19 protein-coding genes are annotated in these 18,704 nt (G+C 67.8%); 8 read left to right on the top strand and 11 right to left on the bottom strand.

The window, feature by feature from the left end; genetic code table 11:
- Nucleotides 1-176: 176 nt before the first annotated feature.
- The 4 genes from A3CQ_RS0106430 to A3CQ_RS0106415 form a co-directional block, all read right to left on the bottom strand.
- Entirely contained in the window at nt 177-959 is a 783-nt protein-coding gene (locus A3CQ_RS0106430; protein ID WP_020510101.1) for a DUF4386 domain-containing protein, read from the bottom strand.
- Nucleotides 956-1,630: a hypothetical protein gene (locus A3CQ_RS51710; RefSeq protein ID WP_063713521.1), complete on the bottom strand. Its 675-nt coding sequence runs from the start codon at nt 1,628-1,630 to the stop codon at nt 956-958. Before A3CQ_RS51710 ends, A3CQ_RS0106430 begins: the two co-directional genes overlap by 4 nt.
- A gap of 189 nt (nt 1,631-1,819) precedes the next feature.
- A complete protein-coding gene (locus A3CQ_RS0106420) occupies nt 1,820-2,278 on the bottom strand; it encodes a DUF4386 family protein (protein ID WP_020510099.1) in 459 nt (152 codons plus the stop codon).
- Nucleotides 2,275-3,243 (bottom strand): NAD(P)-dependent alcohol dehydrogenase, encoded by a 969-nt coding sequence (locus A3CQ_RS0106415; protein WP_026205394.1) that lies wholly within the window; start codon nt 3,241-3,243, stop codon nt 2,275-2,277. Before A3CQ_RS0106415 ends, A3CQ_RS0106420 begins: the two co-directional genes overlap by 4 nt.
- A gap of 152 nt (nt 3,244-3,395) precedes the next feature.
- Between A3CQ_RS0106415 and A3CQ_RS0106410 the strand changes: the two genes are divergently transcribed.
- Nucleotides 3,396-4,076, top strand: coding sequence for a TetR/AcrR family transcriptional regulator C-terminal domain-containing protein (locus A3CQ_RS0106410; protein WP_020510097.1), 681 nt, complete (start codon nt 3,396-3,398; stop codon nt 4,074-4,076).
- A 64-nt stretch (nt 4,077-4,140) separates the two neighbouring features.
- On the opposite strand, the gene A3CQ_RS0106405 is transcribed toward A3CQ_RS0106410, so the two are convergent.
- Nucleotides 4,141-4,830 carry a hypothetical protein gene (locus A3CQ_RS0106405; RefSeq protein ID WP_026205393.1) on the bottom strand — a complete coding sequence of 230 codons (690 nt, stop codon included), beginning with the start codon at nt 4,828-4,830 and terminating at the stop codon, nt 4,141-4,143.
- A 316-nt stretch (nt 4,831-5,146) separates the two neighbouring features.
- On the opposite strand from A3CQ_RS0106405, the gene A3CQ_RS0106400 reads away from it, so the two are divergent.
- Complete coding sequence (locus A3CQ_RS0106400; RefSeq protein WP_063713542.1) at nt 5,147-5,917, top strand: hypothetical protein; 771 nt, start codon at nt 5,147-5,149, stop codon at nt 5,915-5,917.
- Between the two features lie 62 nt (nt 5,918-5,979).
- On the opposite strand, the gene A3CQ_RS0106395 is transcribed toward A3CQ_RS0106400, so the two are convergent.
- Both A3CQ_RS0106395 and A3CQ_RS0106390 read right to left on the bottom strand, forming a co-directional pair.
- Nucleotides 5,980-7,098 (bottom strand): SPFH domain-containing protein, encoded by a 1,119-nt coding sequence (locus tag A3CQ_RS0106395; protein WP_026205392.1) that lies wholly within the window; start codon nt 7,096-7,098, stop codon nt 5,980-5,982.
- An 18-nt stretch (nt 7,099-7,116) separates the two neighbouring features.
- Nucleotides 7,117-7,566 carry an NfeD family protein gene (locus tag A3CQ_RS0106390; RefSeq protein WP_020510093.1) on the bottom strand — a complete coding sequence of 150 codons (450 nt, stop codon included), beginning with the start codon at nt 7,564-7,566 and terminating at the stop codon, nt 7,117-7,119.
- Between the two features lie 99 nt (nt 7,567-7,665).
- Here A3CQ_RS0106390 and A3CQ_RS0106385 point away from each other — a divergent pair, with 99 nt between their 5' ends.
- The gene (locus A3CQ_RS0106385) at nt 7,666-8,982 is read left to right on the top strand and encodes a serine hydrolase domain-containing protein (protein ID WP_020510092.1); all 1,317 of its coding nucleotides are present in this window, start codon (nt 7,666-7,668) and stop codon (nt 8,980-8,982) included.
- A 155-nt stretch (nt 8,983-9,137) separates the two neighbouring features.
- Here the strand turns inward: A3CQ_RS0106385 and A3CQ_RS0106380 are convergent, their stop codons facing one another.
- The gene (locus A3CQ_RS0106380) at nt 9,138-10,067 is read right to left on the bottom strand and encodes an anti-sigma factor RsbA family regulatory protein (RefSeq protein ID WP_020510091.1); all 930 of its coding nucleotides are present in this window, start codon (nt 10,065-10,067) and stop codon (nt 9,138-9,140) included.
- Nucleotides 10,068-10,073: 6 nt separating this feature from the next.
- A complete protein-coding gene (locus A3CQ_RS0106375; RefSeq protein ID WP_020510090.1) occupies nt 10,074-10,922 on the bottom strand; it encodes an MEDS and STAS domain-containing protein in 849 nt (282 codons plus the stop codon).
- Nucleotides 10,923-11,282: 360 nt separating this feature from the next.
- On the opposite strand from A3CQ_RS0106375, the gene A3CQ_RS0106370 reads away from it, so the two are divergent.
- Nucleotides 11,283-11,813 carry a hypothetical protein gene (locus tag A3CQ_RS0106370; RefSeq protein ID WP_020510089.1) on the top strand — a complete coding sequence of 177 codons (531 nt, stop codon included), beginning with the start codon at nt 11,283-11,285 and terminating at the stop codon, nt 11,811-11,813.
- 27 nt (nt 11,814-11,840) lie between these two features.
- Here A3CQ_RS0106370 and A3CQ_RS0106365 read toward each other — a convergent pair whose 3' ends face one another.
- The gene (locus A3CQ_RS0106365; RefSeq protein ID WP_020510088.1) at nt 11,841-12,368 is read right to left on the bottom strand and encodes a hypothetical protein; all 528 of its coding nucleotides are present in this window, start codon (nt 12,366-12,368) and stop codon (nt 11,841-11,843) included.
- Nucleotides 12,369-12,653: 285 nt separating this feature from the next.
- Here A3CQ_RS0106365 and A3CQ_RS62015 point away from each other — a divergent pair, with 285 nt between their 5' ends.
- Both A3CQ_RS62015 and A3CQ_RS61615 read left to right on the top strand, forming a co-directional pair.
- Nucleotides 12,654-13,124 (top strand): tyrosine-type recombinase/integrase, encoded by a 471-nt coding sequence (locus A3CQ_RS62015; protein WP_211216459.1) that lies wholly within the window; start codon nt 12,654-12,656, stop codon nt 13,122-13,124.
- Nucleotides 13,125-14,446: 1,322 nt separating this feature from the next.
- Nucleotides 14,447-14,620, top strand: a complete 174-nt coding sequence (locus A3CQ_RS61615) for a hypothetical protein (protein ID WP_169516260.1) — start codon at nt 14,447-14,449, stop codon at nt 14,618-14,620.
- Between the two features lie 75 nt (nt 14,621-14,695).
- On the opposite strand, the gene A3CQ_RS0106355 is transcribed toward A3CQ_RS61615, so the two are convergent.
- Nucleotides 14,696-15,706, bottom strand: a complete 1,011-nt coding sequence (locus tag A3CQ_RS0106355; protein WP_020510086.1) for a LacI family DNA-binding transcriptional regulator — start codon at nt 15,704-15,706, stop codon at nt 14,696-14,698.
- Nucleotides 15,707-15,839: 133 nt separating this feature from the next.
- On the opposite strand from A3CQ_RS0106355, the gene A3CQ_RS0106350 reads away from it, so the two are divergent.
- Together A3CQ_RS0106350 and A3CQ_RS0106345 are read left to right on the top strand one after the other, a co-directional pair.
- A complete protein-coding gene (locus A3CQ_RS0106350) occupies nt 15,840-17,825 on the top strand; it encodes a beta-galactosidase (protein ID WP_020510085.1) in 1,986 nt (661 codons plus the stop codon).
- The gene (locus A3CQ_RS0106345) at nt 17,822-18,703 is read left to right on the top strand and encodes a carbohydrate ABC transporter permease (protein WP_020510084.1); all 882 of its coding nucleotides are present in this window, start codon (nt 17,822-17,824) and stop codon (nt 18,701-18,703) included. The genes A3CQ_RS0106350 and A3CQ_RS0106345 overlap by 4 nt, the downstream gene beginning before the upstream one ends.
- The last annotated feature ends 1 nt before the right edge of the window (nt 18,704 follow it).

Here is an 18,704-nt window from a genome sequence, read left to right as displayed (position 1 = left end):
CGGATACCGCGGGCACCGTTTGCTCTGCTTACCCCTACGCGCAGCCGCTCTGCAGTCCATGCCCCGAGCCACCGTGCGCAGGCGGGCCGAACGGCGCGTATTGGTAAGCAGAGCAAAGGGCGCGGCAACGAACACCCCTCGCGGTCCGACGCGTGGCGGGTGGGCGGCGTGTCCGCTCATCGGCCAGAAGCGCGCACCTGGTCAATTTGCGTCTCGCCATCTATCTGTCTGACAGATGCGGCCGCCGGTGTGCGGTTCTGGTCAACGAGCGGGTGTTCGGACTCAAGTGCGACGACCGCCTCAGGGTTGAATCCCTTGACTATGAGCCAGACACCGAGCGAGAACTCAAATACCGCGACCAGGAGTGCGGACAGCCCCGCCAAAGCGCCGTGCTGGTCAATCGCGCCGAACATGATTCCGAGGTAGCCGAGAACGAGGACGGGGGCGCCAACGATGCCGATCAGCGATAGTCGTCGCGGCACCAGATTCGACTTGTACAGCATGAACCCCAGGAGCAGGTCGCAAACCGCGGGCATGAAGCTCTGACCGAGGAGGAAGATTCGGTCGTAGAGGGCGACGAGCGCATGGCTGACGCCCAGCGCATCCGCGCCCGCACCGTCCTGTCGCAACGTCACGATCGACAAGAGGAAGGCGACACCGACGAAGATGGTGGCGGCCTCCAGAATGCGGGCCGCCACGAGACCCAGCGCGAACGACTCGTTCTGCTTTTTGAGTATCGGAAACAGAATGACGGCGGTGGCGATACCGGCGAGACCCACGATGATTTCCAGGAGGCCACCGACCAAGGCAGCAGTGTCTGGTCCCGGGCTGAGAACGTAGTTCGCACCCTTGACCGAGTTGTAAAGCGCCAGTGTCGGTATGGAGACAAAGGTGAGGACGTAGGCGATGCCCGCCGCTAGCGAGATCCTTCTGTGCGATGAGGCAGCGGTGGTACTCATACGGTTGCTTGGATCGCTTGGTGGTCCTCGACTGGTACGGCCGGCGCTTGCCGCTCAACCATGAGCGCGTACCCCAACCAGGCCAGGGCCAGTCCCGTCGGTATCGCGATCTTCGGCTGCGCGGCGAGGGAAAGTTGGCCCGCAAGGGGCGCTAACGCAGTCCCCAGGGCAAGCAGCACGGCGGCGCCGCGAGGAAGAATGCGCGCCCGGAACGTCGCGATGCCGAACAGGAGGCCACCGAGAATATAGACAGGCCCGGTGAGTGTCCACAGCGTTGGCAGGGCTCCTAAGTTCATTGTGCTGGTGCCGCCGTTGAACATTTTCATCCAGCCATCCACGAGGGCCGGGCTGGCGGTCGCCATATGCGGCAGTATGAATGCTTCAACAAAGCTGAAGCCCATGCTGACGACCATCCATAGACTCAGCAAGATGAAGCCTGCCAGGCCGAGCCAACCGGACTTCACTGCTTGCCTGGCGTAGAGTCCGACCAGGCCGAGCAGCCCGAAGAAGGACATGGCGCAGGCAACCACGTGAACTGTCGCCCACCGCGTAGTGATCACTGACGCCGGCACATTTGCTGGGTGGAATATGCCAACAAATACGTAACACAAACCGCCTATCACGGCGCATAAGCCCGCCCAGCGCATGAGGTTCGCGTTCGTTATCCTCATCGTGCTCTCCTCAGTGCAGCCCGCTCCCACATTTTGCGGGGGACCGCGATTCGTGATCGGCCAACGCCGCTCACTACGCGCAGTGTGCTTCCTTCCTCCGGAAATAGATAGTCTTGGAAGCTCCCAGCCTTGCTGGCGCCACAACGCTGAACTCGTCAGCGGCGGTCGCGGCGTGCGATCCAAATTTGGTCAGCTTGCTGGTGCCAGAGCCGGTGCGGTGAAAATCTTGGCGGATGGCGGTGCGGTGAAGCCCTTCGCGATCAACCAGATCGGCAGGACGACGGCCTCGAACAGTCCACCGGGGGCGAGCAGCACAAGCCCGGACCCGTCATTCAGGTTGAGGACGCCGAGGAGGTCGAGCGGCACCCCGAGGGAAAGTGCGGCATATCCCACGATGCCGAGTATCGCGATGGGTCGAGGAACCAATCGTGAGACAAAGAGGAGGTAGGTGAGGATCAGGCCGCCCGCAGCTGTCGGGATGTATACCCAGAGCAGGTGGTTCGGCACTACTTGCAGTTCCTTCAGAAGGTATCGGCCCTGTCCGGCCTCACCGTCGACAAATGCTTCGATCAACGAGGAGCCGGCCATGGCGGTGGCCATCTGAACGAAAAACAGAATGCCTACGGTGACCGCGATCAGGCGTTTCACGGCGTGATGACGGTCTTGCCGCGGACGGCGCCGGATTCCAGGTGCCGCATGGCAGTGGGCGCGTCTTCCAGCGGGTAGGTCCGGTCGACGCTGGGCGTCACGGAGCCCGCCTCGATGAGTTCCGCCAGCGTGACGAGGTCGCTGCCGCGTTCGTCGGCGATGGCCATGGCCAGTCGCTGCTTCACCAGCGGTGACAGGGCCAGCGCCCGGAACTGGCGGTTCATGCCGCCGCTGAAGTCGCCGCCCTCTTCGCCACCGACGATCACCGCAGTGCCATGGGGCGCTAGCGCACGCCGCAGCCGGGACAGCGTGGGGTTGCCCGCGATGTCGAGGATGAGGTCGTAGCCGGGTGCGCCGTCAGCGAAGTCCTGCCGGGTGTAGTCCAGGGCGTGGACGGCCCCGAGGGAGCGCACCAGCTCGAGCTTGGCGGTGCTGGCCACGCCGGTGACCTCGGCGCCGAACGCTGTCGCCAGTTGAACCGCGTAGCTGCCGACGCCGCCGGACGCTCCGGTGATCAGGACCCGTTGCCCGGCTCGGACCCGGCCGACGTCGCGCAATGCCCGCAGGGCGATCAGTGCCGACACCGGTACGGCGGCGGCCTGCGCGAAGGTGGCGTTGGCCGGCTTGCGGGCCAGCTTGTCCGCCCGGGCCACGGCGTACTCCGCGAACGAGCCCTGGCCGATCCCGTACACCTCGTCGCCGACCGCGAACCCGGTGGTGCCGGGGCCGACGGCAATGACGGTGCCGGCGACGTCGCGGCCGGGGACCCGGCGCTTCGGCCCGCGCAAACCGCAGACGAGGCGCATCAGGTACGGCCGGCCGGTCATCAGGTGCCAGGTTCCCCGGTCGAGGCCGGCGGCCTGCACGCGCAGCAGCACCTGACCGGCGGTCGGTTCGGGCCGGTCGATGCGGGCCAGGCGCAGCATGTCGGCCGAGCCGTACCGGTCCTGCACGATCGCCCGCATCGAGCGGCCGGCCGTGGCCGGGTCGGTATGGGTGGCGGTGTGGTGAGCGGATCTCATGATGGCTTCCCTCCGGCTCGGCGGGGCACTCCCACCGTACTAAGTACGAAAGCTACAGTACAAAGTACGAATCAGCGATGGCTGGAGGCAGAATCGTGAAAACAGACAGCGGCGAGCGCCCGGCACGCGCGCCGCTCAGCCGGGAGCGGGTGCTGGAAGGCGCCCTCGCGATCGCCGACGCGGGCGGCCTGGAATCACTGACGATCCGCTCGCTGGCCCACGAGCTCGGCGTCAAGCCGATGTCGGTGTACTACTACGTCGCCAACAAGAGCGAGATCATCGACGGCATCGTCGACCGCGTCTTCAGCGAGATCGAGCTGCCGGCACCGGACGGCGACTGGCGGACCGAGATGCGTCGCCGGTCGGCGTCGGCCCGCGCCGTGCTGCGCCGGCACCCGTGGGCGATCCCGCTGCTGCAATCGCGAACCCACCCCGGCCCGGCAACGCTGCGCCATCACGACGCCGTCATCGGCTCGCTGCGATCGGCGGGCTTCTCCATGGCCATGACCGCGCACGCGTTCGCCCTGATCGACAGCTACGTGTTCGGGTTCGCGCTGTCCGAGTCGGCGCTGCCCATCAACGGCCCGGAGACCGTCACCGAGGTCGCCACCTCGATGATGCCGTCGAGCGCTCCCGACCTCTACCCGCACCTGATCGAGTTCACCACCGAGCACATCCTCAAGCCCGGGTACGACTTCGGCGCCGAGTTCGACTTCGGCCTCACCCTGATTCTCGACGCGCTCTCTTCGCCGTCCCACGCCGGCATACGGCCCTGATCCAACTGAATGCCTGGGCTATGTCGGCGGTGCGGTGACGGTTGAGGTCGAGGATCGGGCCGGGCTATGCGCGGGGGATCAGGCGGGAGCCGGTCCAGGCCAGGCCGGTGCCCGCGGCCAGCAGGAGCAGGGCGCCGACCGTCGGCAGGGGCTGTCGTGCGTAGGAGCCGGCGCCGATCGCCACGGCGGCGAGCATCAGGAGGACGCCGTCGGCGGGGTTGACCAGCCGGGAGCGGAAGACGGCCCAGCCGAGCAGGAGCCAGCCGGTGCCGGTGACGGCGGTGGCGGCCGCGGCGGCCAGTTTGAGCTGGTCGACCGTCAGGGGTGCACCCTCGGCCAGGGTGCCGGCGGGCAGGGCCGCGAGCGGGAGCGTCAGCATCGTGCCGGCCAGGGCGATCAGGAGGCCGGCCAGGGCGGAGCGGCGGGTGCGCGTGCCGGCCAGCACCGCGGACAGGGCCAGCATGGCGATCGTCGCGAGCCAGTCGGCGGCCAGGGACACCGCGAGCGGGCCGGGCGGGGTGCCGATGCCCAGGGTGAGCCAGCCGTCGAGGACCGCGGCGGCGGGTAGTGCCCAGAGCGCCAGGCGGGCGTAGCGCCGTACCGACCAGACCCAGACTGCCTCCCGTACGGGAAGCAAGTGATCTTGATCTTGGTCTTGATCGGGGGTGTCGAGGGGCGGGCGGGCGCCGCCTACCCAGGCCGGAGAGACCCGCAGCGGCCGGCCGCTGGCCGTGTGGTGATGGCTGGTGCTCATGGTGCCGCCTCGTGTGGGCTCCGGCCGAGCGGACCGGGGGCAACCGTCGGGATCCTGCGCCGAGCATTCCAAATGTCCCCATGACTCGCAGGTGATTGCCAGAAAAGCTGATAAATACCCAGAAAACGTTCAGGTCGGGCGTTGGTATCGGGCGGGTGACTGGGTCGATCGATTTCAAAATTATTCTCGGCCCGGTGAGCTGCGGAAACGCGGGCTCGGGCGAGGGGCGGCGACGGAGAGCGTTGAACCCGTGCGCGGGTGGGGTCCGTACAGGGGGCCGACCGACCACATCGACGTCCACGAACGAGGAGTGATGATGAGATCGCGTGCGTACCGAAGGAACCAGGGGCCCGACCGGCGGAAAGTGCTCGGTGCCGTCGTCATCGGCGGTGTTCTGGTCGCGGCCGGGCTCGCCGGCGTTCAGCTCGCATCCGCCAGCACCACCCCGAAGGCCGCCGATGTGATCACGGTGGAAGGGCAGCAGTTCGACGTCTCCCAGTGCACGAAGCTGGAGATCAAGGCGGCCGACGTGCTCTGCGACGGCGAGAAGCTCGCGCCGGTCGAGGAGCAGGGTGCCGGGGACGCGGCTCTCGCCTCGGCGCAAGCTCTCGAGACGGCTTGTGACACGTTCGCGGCCGACGCGGCGGCGGCCGAGGGTTCGGCCGGTGCCGCCCAGCAGGGCTCGGCGCAGCAGGGCGAGCAGGGCGCGGCGCAGCAGGGCGCCGCGGCGAAGAAGGCCAAGGCCAAGAAGCTCGCCGCGAAGTGGGCCAAGGCCATGAAGGCGGCCGACGACAAGGCCGCCGGGGAACAGGCCGCCGGCGAGCAAGCCGCCGGTGAAGAGGGCGCCGCGGGCGCCGCGGACCAGAACGCGGCCGCCGCAGCCGCGGTGGCCAGCGCCCAGAAGTCGCTGCTCCAGACCTGCCTGGCGCTGGCCGACGCCAAGGCCGCCGCGGGAATCGCCGGCGCGGGCGCGGGCGACAACGGCGCGGGCGACGGCGGAGCTTCGGCCGCCCCCAGCGAGGAGCCCAGCGCCGACCCAAGCGCTCCCGAGCCGACCGCCAGCGCCGCCGGCAGCTCCACCGACTGACCGGCCAAACACGAAACGGCCGGCCCCGACAATCGGGCCGGCCGTTTCCGTCAGTCAACGGCTCAGGCGCGCTCGCGCTCCGCCACTCCGTTGTAGTCGGCCCCGCCGAGCGCGGCCGACGGCGGGATCGGCTCCGGCGCCGGCAGCGCAGCCGTACGGTCCGGATCTCCCGAGACCTGCGCCTCGGCCACCCGCACCTGCTCGTCCACCTGGGCCGCCGCATCCGCCGCCGCTTGGGCCGCGGCGGCCGCCTCGCGCTCCACCTCGTCCGCGTTGACGGACGCCCGCGGAACGTCGCCGGCCATGTTGGCCAGCCCGCCGAGCGCGCCGCCCAGACCCTCGAGGGCCTTGGTCAACTCGGTCGGGACGATCCAGACCTTGTTCGCCGAGCCGTTCGCGATCTGCGGCAGCGCCTGGAGGTACTGGTAGGCCAGCACCTTCTGCGACGGGTTCGCGGTGTGGATCGCGTCGAAGACCGTGCGGATCGCCTTGGCCTGGCCCTCGGCCTGCAGGATCCGCGACTGCCGGTCACCGTCGGCCCGCAGCACCGCGGCCTGCTTCTCACCCTCGGCCGTGAGGATCTGGGCCTGCTTGTGGCCCTCGGCGTTGAGGATGGTGGCGCGTCGTTCCCGCTCGGCGCGCATCTGCTTCTCCATCGAGTCGCGAATCGACGGCGGCGGCTCGATCGCCTTGATCTCCACGCGGGTGACCTTGATGCCCCAGCGGCCGGTGGTCTCGTCGAGCACCGTGGAGAGGTGGCGGTTGATCTCCTCGCGGCTGGTCAGGGCGCGCTCCAGGTCGAGGGAGCCGATGACGTTACGCAGGGTCGTCACCGTCAGCTGCTCGATGGCCTGAAGGAAGTTGGAGATCTCGTACGTGGCCCGAACCGGGTCGACGACCTTGAAGTACAGGACCGTGTCGATCGACACGACCAGGTTGTCCGAGGTGATCACCGGCTGGGGCGGGAAGGAGACGACCTGCTCGCGCATGTCCACCTTGCTGCGCACCGCGTCGACGAACGGGACCAGCACGTTCAGACCCGGGGTAAGGGTGCGCTTGTACTTGCCCAGGCGCTCCACCACGTCCATCCGCTGCTGCGGAACGATGCGGATGGACCGGAGCAGCGTGACGATGGCGAACACCACGATCACGATTACCAGTACGCCGATCACTGCTGTCATGGCGCCTCTCTAGATGCTCTAGATGTCGGGCAGGTCATCGCGCCACACGATGGCCGTGGCGCCGATGACCTTGACAACCCGGACACGTTCGCCCGGGAGGTATTTCTCCGTGCCGTCGAAGGAACGGGCCTGCCAGATCTCGCCCTCAAGCTTGATCATGCCGCGCTCGCCGTCGACCTCCTCCATCACCGTGCCGTGGCTGCCCTGCATCGCCTCGATGCCGAACGGCGTGTCACCGGTCTCGAGAGCGGTCTTGGCGTGCCGGAGGATGATCGGCCGGAGCGCGCCGACGGAAAGGCCCGAGGCCAGGGCGAAGACGATGACCTGAAGCAGCAGCGGAGCACCGAGCGCGGCGGCGCCGGCCGCCGCGAACGCGCCCACTGCGAAGAAGATGATCAGAAGGGTGGCCGTGAAAGCCTCGGCGATCGCCAAGGCGATGCCGAGCACGATCCAGAGAATCGCTTCCACTCTTCGATCGTTGCACGGCCACGCACGCTCCGCGAATGCCGCATCCTGGCGTAGCCACAGCAGTTGTTCAGAATAGCCATCACGTCGAGAGGGTCCACCGTGTCGCTGCCGCCGTCGCTGCTGCCGGAGACGGCCCGCCGGGTCGACGAGATCGCCGCCCGGGCCCAGGCCCAGGGACGTGCGCCGTCGCTGGTCCTGGCGATCGTCCGGGACCGCGCGGTGCTGCACTTCGCGGGCGTCGGCGAGCACCCGGTGCCGGACGCCAAGACGCAGTACCGCATCGGCTCGATCACCAAGACGCTGACCGCGACGCTGGTGATGCAGCTGCGCGACGAGGGTTTCTTCGCCCTCGACGACCTGCTCTACCGCCATCTGCCCGGCACCGCGATCGGCGGGGTGACGCTGCGCCAGCTGCTCGGGCACGTCTCGGGCCTGCAGCGCGAGCCGGACGGCCCGTGGTGGGAACGCACCACCGGCGGCGACGTCGACAAGCTGCTCGCCGATCTCGGCTACGACAAGCTGTCCGGCCCGCCGTTCCGCCGCTACCGGTACTCCAATCTCGCGTACGGCCTGCTCGGCGCCGTGCTCGAGCGGGTGACCGGCGAATCGTGGACGACGCTGGCCGGCAAACGGGTGCTCGATCCGCTGGGCATGAAACGAACGACATACGCCCCGATGGAGCCGTTCGCCAGGGGCTTCGTGGTGCACGCCCTGGACGACAGCCTGCACGAGGAACCACGTCTCGACTCGGGCGCGATGGCCCCCGCCGGCCAGCTCTGGTCCACCGTCACCGACATGGCCAAGTGGGCCGCGTTCCTCACCGACCCGGCGCCCGCCGTCCTGCCCCGCGAAACGGTCGACGAGATGTGCGCACCGGTGGTGATCAGCGATCTGGAGTCCTGGACCGGCGGCTACGGCCTGGGCCTGCAGCTCTTCCGGGTCGGCGAGCGCGTCTTCGTGGGCCACGGCGGCTCCATGCCCGGCTACGTGGCCCATCTGGCGGTGCACCGCCGCAGCCGGCTCGGCGTGATCGCGTTCGCCAACGCGTACGGCCTGCAAAAAACCCACATCCGCAAGGTCGCGCTCGAGGCCTTGACCACCGCGCTGGATGGCGAGCCCGCACCGCCCGCGCCCTGGCATCCCCCGACGCCGCCCCAGGGCGAGGCCGCCGCGCTGACCGGCCGCTGGTGGTGGATGGGCCGCGAGCACGAGATCCACGCCGCCGGCGACACCCTCGAATTGACCGGCCCACACCATTGGTCCCGCTTCGTCCGCGAATCGCCCGATCGCTGGCGAGGCGTCGACGGCGAGAACGAGGGCGAGGTGCTGCGCGTGCTCCGCGCCCCGGATGGCACGGTCGAAAAACTCGACATTGCCACGTTCGTCTTCAGCCGCAATCCCAGCGATTTGGCCTAAAAATCCCCATATCGTACGAGGACAGAAAAGTCCCGCCTTCGCCGGATCAGCGCCGTCGTCCCTCGCGCCCCGGCGCGCGACCGTTCCGGCCGGTGCGTTCCCTCACGCTCGCGTCCCTCCCCGACCCAGTCCGGCCCCGCCGGTGGTCCCCATTGTCAGCGGCTGAAGCAGAACCGGACGCGGGTTGTGCCGTCGTGGTGGTCGATGGCGAGCCAGTCGCTGAGCTGGTTGGCCATCCAGAGGCCCATGCCGTGGTGCCCGGATCGAGCGGGTGGGCGGTAGCCGACGAGTGGGTCGCTGAACCCGTCGCCGTGGTCGGTGACCTCGCAGATGATCGTGGTGTCTTCGACCCAGACCTTGAGGTCGCGATCACCGCGGCCGTGGACGAGGCTGTTGACGGCGATCTCGGTGACCACCAGTAAGAGATCGTCGATCGCCGGCCGCTGCCAGCCGAGGCCCTCGACCACCGCCCGGACCACGTAACGGGCACGGCGCGCGCTCATCGGGACGTCCAGGCTCACCACGACCAGCGGTTCCCTGCGGATCGGCGGGACCGGCTCGGCGATGGCGCGCAGCAGCCGGCGGGGGCGCTGGTACAGCCGGGACGGCTCGCGCTGGTCGGCGCGCACGACCGGGTGGGTACGCCGGGCACTGCTGACGACCTTCTCCGGCAAGCGGCGTGTGTCGTACGGGCAGATTATCCAGGCGGGTGCCGTGGCGAAGACGTCGTTGATCGCCGACTCGTACCGGATCCAGGTGTCGCGTCTGGCAGGCATACCGAAGGCGACCTCGCCGACGATGCGGATCGACCGTGAGCCCTGTGCCTGTGCGGTGTTGAGCAGGTCTGTCCATCCGGCGATGGTCGACGCGGGTCGCACGTACCAGGTGTCGCGGTCGATAAAGGTGACCTTGCCGGCGTCGGCGCCGAGGCCCTGCCGGAGCAGGTCGATGTTGTGCGCGGTAACGGCTGCGACGACGGCCTCGCCGTCGCGCAGGCCATCGGTGAGGAACGGGGTGAGGGCCGAGACGAACCCGTCGTCATCGTCGTAGATGAGCGCTTCGTGAATGAGCGTTGCGCTGATCATTGTCAGTCAGTCCTTGAGGATCACATTGGGGAAGAAATCGGACCAGTTGGACTGTCTCCAGATCTTGCGGAGCAGCGGTGTAGCGCCTCGCACCGTGGTCGGCCCGTGCCGGCCGGCGATCACCTCACATGCCATGCCGATCCCTCGTGCGCCGCTGACGTCGACGAAGGTCACGCCGCTGACGTCAAGCACGCCGGTCGCCCTGGCCTCTGCCGTTTCGACCAGCAGTCGATGCACCTGATCGGCGACAACATTGTCGATGTCGCCCGCCAACCGCAGCATGCCGTCCCGGCCGGCATGCAGGCTGAAGCCTTGGTCACGGGATCGGCGGGTGTGCAGGGTTTCGGCGAGCATGAGATTGCCGGAAGCCCACCGGCGGGCGTCGTACGCGCATACCGCGGTCATGGGGATCTGTTTGAGAAGCAGGTCGGCGCGTAGCTCGTACACCGGCCACACCGCCAGCACGTCGGGATGATCGGCCAGAAAATGGGTCTCCGCGTAGACGCGCAATCCGGTGTGACCATCGGCCACCGCGGATCGGGCCGCGTCGGCGCACGCGTCCAGCCGGGCGTCGGGCTCAAAAACCCCACCCGCGAGAAACGCCTCAGACGCGGAGCCAAACACCAGCACCCCGCCGTCCACGAGATCATCCACGGGCAGGCCGGCGACCCGCAGATCGCTGCCGATCTCGGCGACGGCCGCGTCGTGGGCGGTGAGCACGCAGACCCGCTCCCGCCGGGCAAACCCGGCCACGGCGTAGTCGAGAACCGCACGGCGGGCATCGGCGTCCCGGTCGTACACGAAACAGAAATGGTCGTGCGGAACCAGATCGGCTACGCCTCCTGCCGCCGGCACGACCTCACACCTCGCCCACCCACGCTCGGCCCAACCTTTCGACGCTTCCGGGCATCGTATGGCCCGACAAACATCCACAACCGCCGCCGACCGCAAATCCCCCGATCAGGTAACCGTCCGGTCCGGTCCGCCCGGGCTCAACCGCGCGGCACGACGAGCCTCGTGGTCCGTTCCGAGGTCGGTCACCCCGCCAGGCCGCCCCGGTCGCGCCGCCGAATCCTGACCCGACGCGCGAATGACGACGACAGGCTGCCGTGCGGGCAGAGTGGACCCGGAGCGGTGAGGCCACCTGCGGAGCAGCGTGCTTCGCTGGTTCGCGCGAGGGCTCCGAAAGCGCTGCCGGCGGGTGAGTATGTAGGCATGGAGGACGACGAGACTCGGCGGCTGGTAGCGGTGGTCGCTACCGCGCGGACTGAGTCGGAGGCCGAAGAGGCGTGGGTTCGGCTGCGCCTGCTTGGTGTCGACGTGGTGCCGTATCTGGCCGCGGCGTACCCGACGGCCACCCGTTATCAGGGACGCGTCCGTCTCGTCTTCCACAGCATCAGATACGCCCGGACGAGCCAGGACGCGTTCGGGTTGGGCATGGAAGCCGTCAGTGATCGCGCCACGCTGGTTCGTTACCGGGCTTGCCAAGTGCTGGCTTACTCCCTACGGCATGACGCCATCCGGGTATTGCGTGACGCTCTCGGGCATCCTGACCGCGAGACCGCCGAGGATGCCCGCGCTGCCATACGGGCGATCACTGCCGGGAATCATCACCTGTTCGTTGACCGGACCGAATCCGGGAGTACCCGCTGGATTGTCAATCCGGAGGACGACCAGATCGCGGCGCAAGCCAACTCATCCTCACCCACGCCCGACCGCTGGTACCGCCGCCTCCTCCGACGCTGACGCGCTCATTTGGCACATCAGTTCGCTTCAAGAGGTTTCCATCGCCCACTCTGCGACTCGCTGCACAAGGTCGACCTCGAGCGTTCCGACTACCGGCGTGTGCGGGTCGACCCGTGAAGACGGCGGGCGGTGGAGCACGAATGTCAGCCTTCGAGCACTGTCGGGTACTGGCCACGGGCCCAGAGTGCCGTTCGTGCGCTCACCGCCCTCGAACAACTCGATTCCACCCGGACCGATGCCGTGGAACCCGGCGGTGGTCCACGGCAACTCCACGTCAGCGTGATAACCCGTCAGCAGCACGAACCCCTCGTCGAAACCCTCCACCACCTCGTCGGGACGCACGCCGGGAATCAAGGCATACTCCAGCGACACCATCTGGCATGCGACTTCCTGCTCGCGAGAGGTGAGATCGGACCGCGAGCGGCCGTTGTCGGACAACCCGGTCAACACGACGCGATGACCCGGTATCAGCTCTCTGCAGTCAATCTCGAACTCGACCAGCGGTGGATCGACCGATCTGAACGAATCCGGGCCTTGCGCAGTCTCGTCAGACATACGTCATGGTAGATCTTTGGCCGGCCGAGATCGAACGATACGTGCGCTGGTTGCAGAGATCCGCCGATACCAGCCCTCCACCGTCTCCCGGCGATTGTTCTTCGTGGTCGGCTTCCACCGCGTGTGCGTCATCGACCAGATCCTGGCCCACTCGCCCGCCGACCACGTACGCCGGCCATCTATGCCGACCGACTCACCCACCCTCGGACTCGGGCACCTGCAATTCGAAGCCCTGCTCAGCGCCGCGCGGCAGTCAGCCACCGCAACGACTTCACGTTGATCGCGATGCTCGGCCTACTCGGCTTGCGGATCTTCGAAGCCTGCGGCACGAACATCACCGACCTCGGCGAACAACACGGCCACCGTGTCCTGAAGATTCGCGGCAACGGCGACAAGACGGCACCGGTCCCACTGCCGCCGGCAGTGGCCCGGGCGATCGAGCACGCCGTCGACGGACGACTGCAGGGGCCGATCCTGCGCAACACGCTCGGTCGGCGGATCGCCCGGCACGCCGCGACCCGCCGGCTCCAGCAGTTGTCGGAGACGGCCGGGATCCGAATGCCGCGCATGCACCCGCACATGCTCAGACACACGTTCGTCACGACCATGCTGGACGCGGGCGTCAGCCTGCGCGACGTGCAAATCGCCGCCCGGCACGCCGACCCGAAGACCACGATGCGCTACGACCGGGCACGTAAGAACCTCGACCGGCACCCCAACGACATCCTCGCCGCCTACATGGCCTCCGGAACCTGAACACACCCCAAGGCCTCCCGGCGCCGGGACTACCCCAACAGCAGGCCTCGCACGGCCCGCGGCCCGCATCACCTGCCGAGCGTCCACCCGGCACGCATCAAACCGCGATGAGGACAGGAAAGGCCGCCGACGCACACAGACATGCCGAATAAAGTACGCGATAGGGTCTCGCCCACACTGATGATCATGAATTACAGACCGAGATTCCTGCATTCTTCGGCGGCCTGGACGACTTATGCCGGCCTCGAACCGATTGCGGGGCCGGGGTACCATGGAGCTATCGACCATGGGAGGGGCTATCGAACCTCGCAGGAAGAATACGGTCATCGATCTACCCCTACTCAAGGCACTCGGTTGCTTTTTCGCTTGTATTGTGGCTAGCCTGATCTTTCAATTGACGACTCATGGTCTGGTTCGACATGCGGCCGGCATCGTGATCGGAGTTGCGGGTATGTGGCTTATTCCCTTGCAATATGGGGGCAGGCGCTACTCTCTGCGAGACGACCGCCGGATGACGGCGACGGTCCTAGCCTCCAGGTCGCTGAGTGACGATGAAATACCCGAGCACCCGGCGTGGTGGCGCGAGGGTGGAGAGCCATACCGGCGGTCGATCCGCGTGGCTGTATGGTTCGCTGTCGGCCTCAGCCTGGCTGCTGTATTGAGTTATGTAGCAGCTCCGACATTGTTGAGCGGCGCGGCGTCGACGGAAGGTGGCCAGTCATCGTCGGCGTCGCTCCTTGAGGTTGTATGGGCGGCTTGCTGGATCAGTCCGTTTTTGATTTTGTGGAATATCCGAAGCGCGCGGCGGGAGAAATTCCGACTGAGGGTCGAGGAGACGCTCCGAAAGTCCCAATTGGAATCAATCAGGGATAGGCGCCGCACCCTGCAGGTAGACGTTGAGGCCTATGAAGGTCGGCTGAAGGGCCTAAGGGAATCCAGCAACGCAACACTGCATCTCGCAATCAAAGATATCGATCTTGCAATTAAAGATCTCGAGCAGCAGGGCAGGGGTGATCGGGCAAGCTCGAGGCTCCGCGACGTGGTACTCACTGTCGGAGGACTCGTCGCTGGGTTTGTTCTTTCGATAGTCGGCCACCGAGCCGGTCTGACTTAGCGCGGCGGCATTCGTGGCTAACCCGGTTCCGCGTCGTTCGAGCCCGACCGGTAACCGTCGATAGCCGCGTTCCGTCCCATAAGTGCCATACTCATATGCCGCGATGAAGGCGCGTTGCACCCCCATGGTTGCGCGGCGTCAGCGCTCGACAAAGACATGCTCGGCGCTCCGCTGCTGGGAGCAGCGGTTCGCGAGCACCAGCAACCGCATGAGGGCCGTGCTGCTCGGAGCCGGACCGCATGGCGACCGGCAGATGACGCCGGCTTGGACCGCAGCATTGGCAGTCGAGGTGTATTCCAAGGTCTGCGAGAGCGAGAAACGACTGCGATCCACCCTGCCCGTGGCCGCCGCCGAACGGGCGTTTGCGCGGATCTGGCGCTGAGCAGCACCGCGATGAGGGCGTCATGATGGCGGGTCGGCGCGGTCTGCGGGTTGAAAGTGGTGGCAGTGCAGGCACCTAGGCGGAGGCGCGCCAGACGATGGGGGAGGGGAGCAGCAGGCCTCGTTGGGGGATGTCTTCGCCTCGTAGTTGGCGTAGGACCAGGTCGGCGGCGTGTTCGCCGATGTCGCCGGCCGGTTGGTGCACTGTGGAGAGGGTGGGGCGGGTGCGTTGGGCCCACGAGCTGTCGTCGAAGCCGACCACGCCTACGTCGGCGGGGACGGAGCGGCCCGCCTCGCGTAGGGCCTCCATCGCGCCGGCCGCCACCGCGTCGGAGCCGGCGAAGACGCCGTCGATGGTCGGGTCGCGTTCCAGGAGCGTGCGCATGCCCTTGGCGCCGCAGGCGAAATCGTAGAGCGGCACCTCGGCCACCAGCGACTCGTCGAACAGTGGGCCCAGGGCGCGCCGGAAGCCGATCAGGCGGTCGGCGCCGGAGTCGCGGTCGACCGCGGGCGCGATCATGCCGACGCGGCGGCGGCCGGTGGTGACCAGACGCCGGGTGATCTCTTCGGCGGACGCGAGGTTGTCGATTCCCACGTACGGAATCTCGGGGTGTAAATCGCGCGGATGGCCCACGAAGGCCGACGGGAGCGCGAGGCCGCCCACCACCTGGATGATGGGGTCGTGGCTGCGGGCCGAGACGATGATGGCCCCGTCGACGAAACCGCCGCTGAGGTACCGCGTGATGCGGGCGGTGTCGCGCTCGGAGTCGACGACCAGGTTGACCATCTGGTAATCGGCGGCCGACAGCGTCGCGTTGGCGCCGAGCATGATGCCGCCGATGTTCGGGTCCTCGAGGAACAGCGAATGCGGCTCGAGCACGATGAAGCCGATCGCCTGTGAGCGCTGCATGACCAGGTTGCGGGCGGCCGTGTTGGGCACGTAGCCGACCTCGCGGATGGCCCGCTCGATCGCGGCGCGCGCGGCCGCCGACACGTAACCGCCGTTGAGCACGCGGCTGACCGTGCCGCGGGAGACCCCGGCGGCCGCGGCGATGTCGTGGACGGTGGCGCGCTTTCCGGACTTCACAGGGAGACTCTAACTTTCCGCCTCTTGACGCAGGTCACACCCGATCCTAGTGTGTGCACGTTCACACATTTGACCTCGGCGGTTCTCGGCCCGGAAATGTGTGCACGTGCACAGGCAGGGAGAGGAACCTTCGTTGATCACGTTGGGCTGCGATTACAACCCGGAGCAGTGGCCGGCCGAGGTGTGGGCCGAGGACGTCGCGCTCATGCGGACCGCCGGGATCGGGCTGGTGGCGATCAACGTCTTCGGCTGGTCGGACCTCGAGCCGCGGCCCGGCGAGTACGACTTCAAGCGCCTCGACCGGATCGTCGAGCTGCTGCACGGCAACGGCATCCGGATCAACCTGGGCACCGCGACCGCCTCGCCCCCGCCGTGGCTGTCCACCCGGCACCCGGAGGTCCTGCCGATGGCGGCCGACGGCACCCTGCGTTACCCGGGCGGCCGGCAGGCGTGGTGCCCGAGCTCGCCGGTCTTCCGCAAGCACGCCATGGAGCTGGTCGAGCAGGTGGCCCAGCGCTACGGCGGCCACCCGGCGGTCGCGCTCTGGCACATCTCCAACGAGCTGGGCTGCCACAACACGCTCTGCTACTGCGAGGAGTCGGGCGCCGCGTTCCGGCTCTGGCTAAAAAATCGCTATAAATCAATAGAAAACCTCAACACCACATGGGGTACGACGTTCTGGAGCCAACGCTACGGAGAGTGGGACGAGATCCTCCCGCCCCGGGCGGCGCTGTCGATGCGCAATCCGGCCCAGATGCTCGACTTCCGGCGGTTCTCCTCGGACGAGTTGCTCGCCTACTACGAGGCCGAGGCGTCGGTGCTGCGGGCGCACAGCACGATCCCGATCACCACGAACTTCATGGTCACCGCGCACATCCGCGAGCTCGACTACTGGCGGTGGGCGCCGCGGATGGACGTGATCGCCAACGACCACTACCTCGACCACCGCCTCGGCGACCCGGCGGCCGAGCTCAGCTTCGCCGCCGATCTGACCCGGGGGCTGGCCGGCGGCCGGCCGTGGATGCTCATGGAGCAGGCGGCCGGCGCGGTCAACTGGCAGCCGCACAACCTCGCGAAGAGGCCGGGCGAGATGCTGCGCAACACGCTCACCCACGTGGCCCGCGGCGCCGACACGGTCTGCTTCTTCCAGTGGCGCGCCTCCCGGCAGGGCAGCGAGAAGTTCCACTCGGCGCTGGTGCCGCACGCCGGGACCGACACCGGCCAGTGGCGCGAGGTCCTCGATCTCTCGTACGCGCTGCGGCGGCTCGCCGACGTCGCCGGCTCCACGGTGGAGGCGGACACGGCGGTGCTGTTCAGCTGGGAGTCGTGGTGGGCGGCCGAACAGGAGGGGCGGCCGTCCACCGCCCTGAACTACCTCGATCAGGTGCACGCGGCGTATGGGGGACTGCGCGAACTCGGCGTGACCACCGATGTGATCAACCCGGACGGTGACCTCGACCGGTATCGCCTCGTGGTGGTGCCGTGCCTCTATCTCGTGACCGACGAACAGGCGGCCCGGATCCGGAAGTACGTGGACGAGGGCGGGTCGGTGCTCGTCACCTTCTTCAGCGGCATCGCCGACGAGGACGACCGGATCCGGGCCGGCGGCTATCCGGGGGCGTTCCGGGAGGTGCTCGGGGTCAACGCCGAACAGTTCGCCCCGCTGCTGCCCGGCACCACGATCACGCTCGACAACGGCGGCACGGCGAGCCTCTGGGCCGAGCGTCTCCGCACCACGACGGCGGCGACGGTGGCCTCCTATCTGGACGGGCCACTCCCCGGCGTGCCGGCGATCACCCACAACCGCTTCGGCGCGGGCAACGCCTGGTATCTAGCAACATTCCTGGATAAATCGGGCATGCGAAAGGCGCTGCGAGCGGCCATCGACGCCGCGGGCGTCACGCCCACCGGGCCTGAGAACGACGGCGAGGTCGAGATCGTGCGACGGCGCAAATCCGGCAAATCATTCGTGTTCGCGATCAACCACGGCTCGAGCGAGATCGACGTCGCGCTGACCGGCACCGACCTGATCAGCGGGGAACGCCTGGACAGCGGTTTCGTGCGGGTGCCGCCCGGGGGCGTACGCGTGCTGGCAGAAGCGGAAGGGGAACGGCCGTGACCGGACCTCGCGGCGCACGACGGCACCTGCCCGCCATCGCCTTTTTCGTCACCCCCTTCGCCGCGCTGTTCGCGCTCTTCTACCTGGTGCCGATCGGGTACGCGATCGTGCAGTCGCTCTACAAGGTCGAGCGCACCGGCACCTTCGGCCCGGCCCGCGAGGTCTTCGGCGGCCTCGCGCAGTACCGCCGGGTCTTCACCGACTCGCCGTTCTGGCACTCGGTCGAGCGGGTTCTGCTGTTCGGCGTCGTGCAGGTGCCGATCATGCTGGGGCTGGCGCTGATCCTTGCGCTGCTGCTCGACTCCGGCCTGGTGCGCGGCAAACGGTTCTTCCGGTTGGCGTTCTTCCTGCCCTACGCGGTGCCCGGGGTGGTCGCGGCGATCATGTGGGGCTACCTCTACTCGCCGAATCTGTCGCCGTTCACCGCGGTCACCGCGAACCTCGATCTGCTCGGCGCCGACCTCGTGCTCTGGTCGATCGCCAACGTCGTGACCTGGGTCTACGTCGGTTACAACATGCTGATCCTCTATTCGGCGCTGCTCGCGATCCCGCCGGAGATCTACGAGGCGGCCCGGATCGACGGCGCCGGCGTGATCCGCACGGCCTGGTCCATCAAGATCCCGATGGTCAGGCCGGCGATCGTGCTCACCACGGTCTTCTCGATCATCGGGACGCTGCAACTGCTCGCCGAGCCGCAGGTCTTCCGCAGCTTCTCGTCGGCGGTGTCGAGCACGTACACGCCGAACCTGACCGTCTACGCCACCTCGTCGGTGCCGAACTTCCACCTGGCCGCCGCGTTCTCGGTCGTGCTCGCGCTCGCCACGTTCGTGCTCTCGTTCTCGTTCCTCAAGTTCACCCAGCGGAGGGGCGCCCGATGAC

It is taken from the genome of Paractinoplanes globisporus DSM 43857 (assembly GCF_000379645.1).
GTDB lineage: Bacteria > Actinomycetota > Actinomycetes > Mycobacteriales > Micromonosporaceae > Actinoplanes > Actinoplanes globisporus.
This window is presented reverse-complemented; position numbering and strand designations above follow the sequence as displayed.

Excerpts from the sequence above, each read along its gene's own strand:
- A3CQ_RS0106430 (WP_020510101.1), bottom strand. The coding sequence starts at position 959 with ATGAGTACCACCGCTGCCTCATCGCACAGAAGGATCTCGCTAGCGGCG.
- A3CQ_RS51710 (WP_063713521.1), bottom strand. The coding sequence starts at position 1,630 with ATGAGGATAACGAACGCGAACCTCATGCGCTGGGCGGGCTTATGCGCC.
- A3CQ_RS0106415 (WP_026205394.1), bottom strand. The coding sequence starts at position 3,243 with ATGCGGGCGATCGTGCAGGACCGGTACGGCTCGGCCGACATGCTGCGC.
- A3CQ_RS0106405 (WP_026205393.1), bottom strand. The coding sequence starts at position 4,830 with ATGAGCACCAGCCATCACCACACGGCCAGCGGCCGGCCGCTGCGGGTC.
- A3CQ_RS0106400 (WP_063713542.1), top strand. The coding sequence starts at position 5,147 with ATGAGATCGCGTGCGTACCGAAGGAACCAGGGGCCCGACCGGCGGAAA.
- A3CQ_RS0106395 (WP_026205392.1), bottom strand. The coding sequence starts at position 7,098 with ATGACAGCAGTGATCGGCGTACTGGTAATCGTGATCGTGGTGTTCGCC.
- A3CQ_RS0106380 (WP_020510091.1), bottom strand. The coding sequence starts at position 10,067 with ATGATCAGCGCAACGCTCATTCACGAAGCGCTCATCTACGACGATGAC.
- A3CQ_RS0106370 (WP_020510089.1), top strand. The coding sequence starts at position 11,283 with ATGGAGGACGACGAGACTCGGCGGCTGGTAGCGGTGGTCGCTACCGCG.
- A3CQ_RS0106365 (WP_020510088.1), bottom strand. The coding sequence starts at position 12,368 with ATGTCTGACGAGACTGCGCAAGGCCCGGATTCGTTCAGATCGGTCGAT.
- A3CQ_RS62015 (WP_211216459.1), top strand. The coding sequence starts at position 12,654 with ATGCTCGGCCTACTCGGCTTGCGGATCTTCGAAGCCTGCGGCACGAAC.
- A3CQ_RS61615 (WP_169516260.1), top strand. The coding sequence starts at position 14,447 with ATGAGGGCCGTGCTGCTCGGAGCCGGACCGCATGGCGACCGGCAGATG.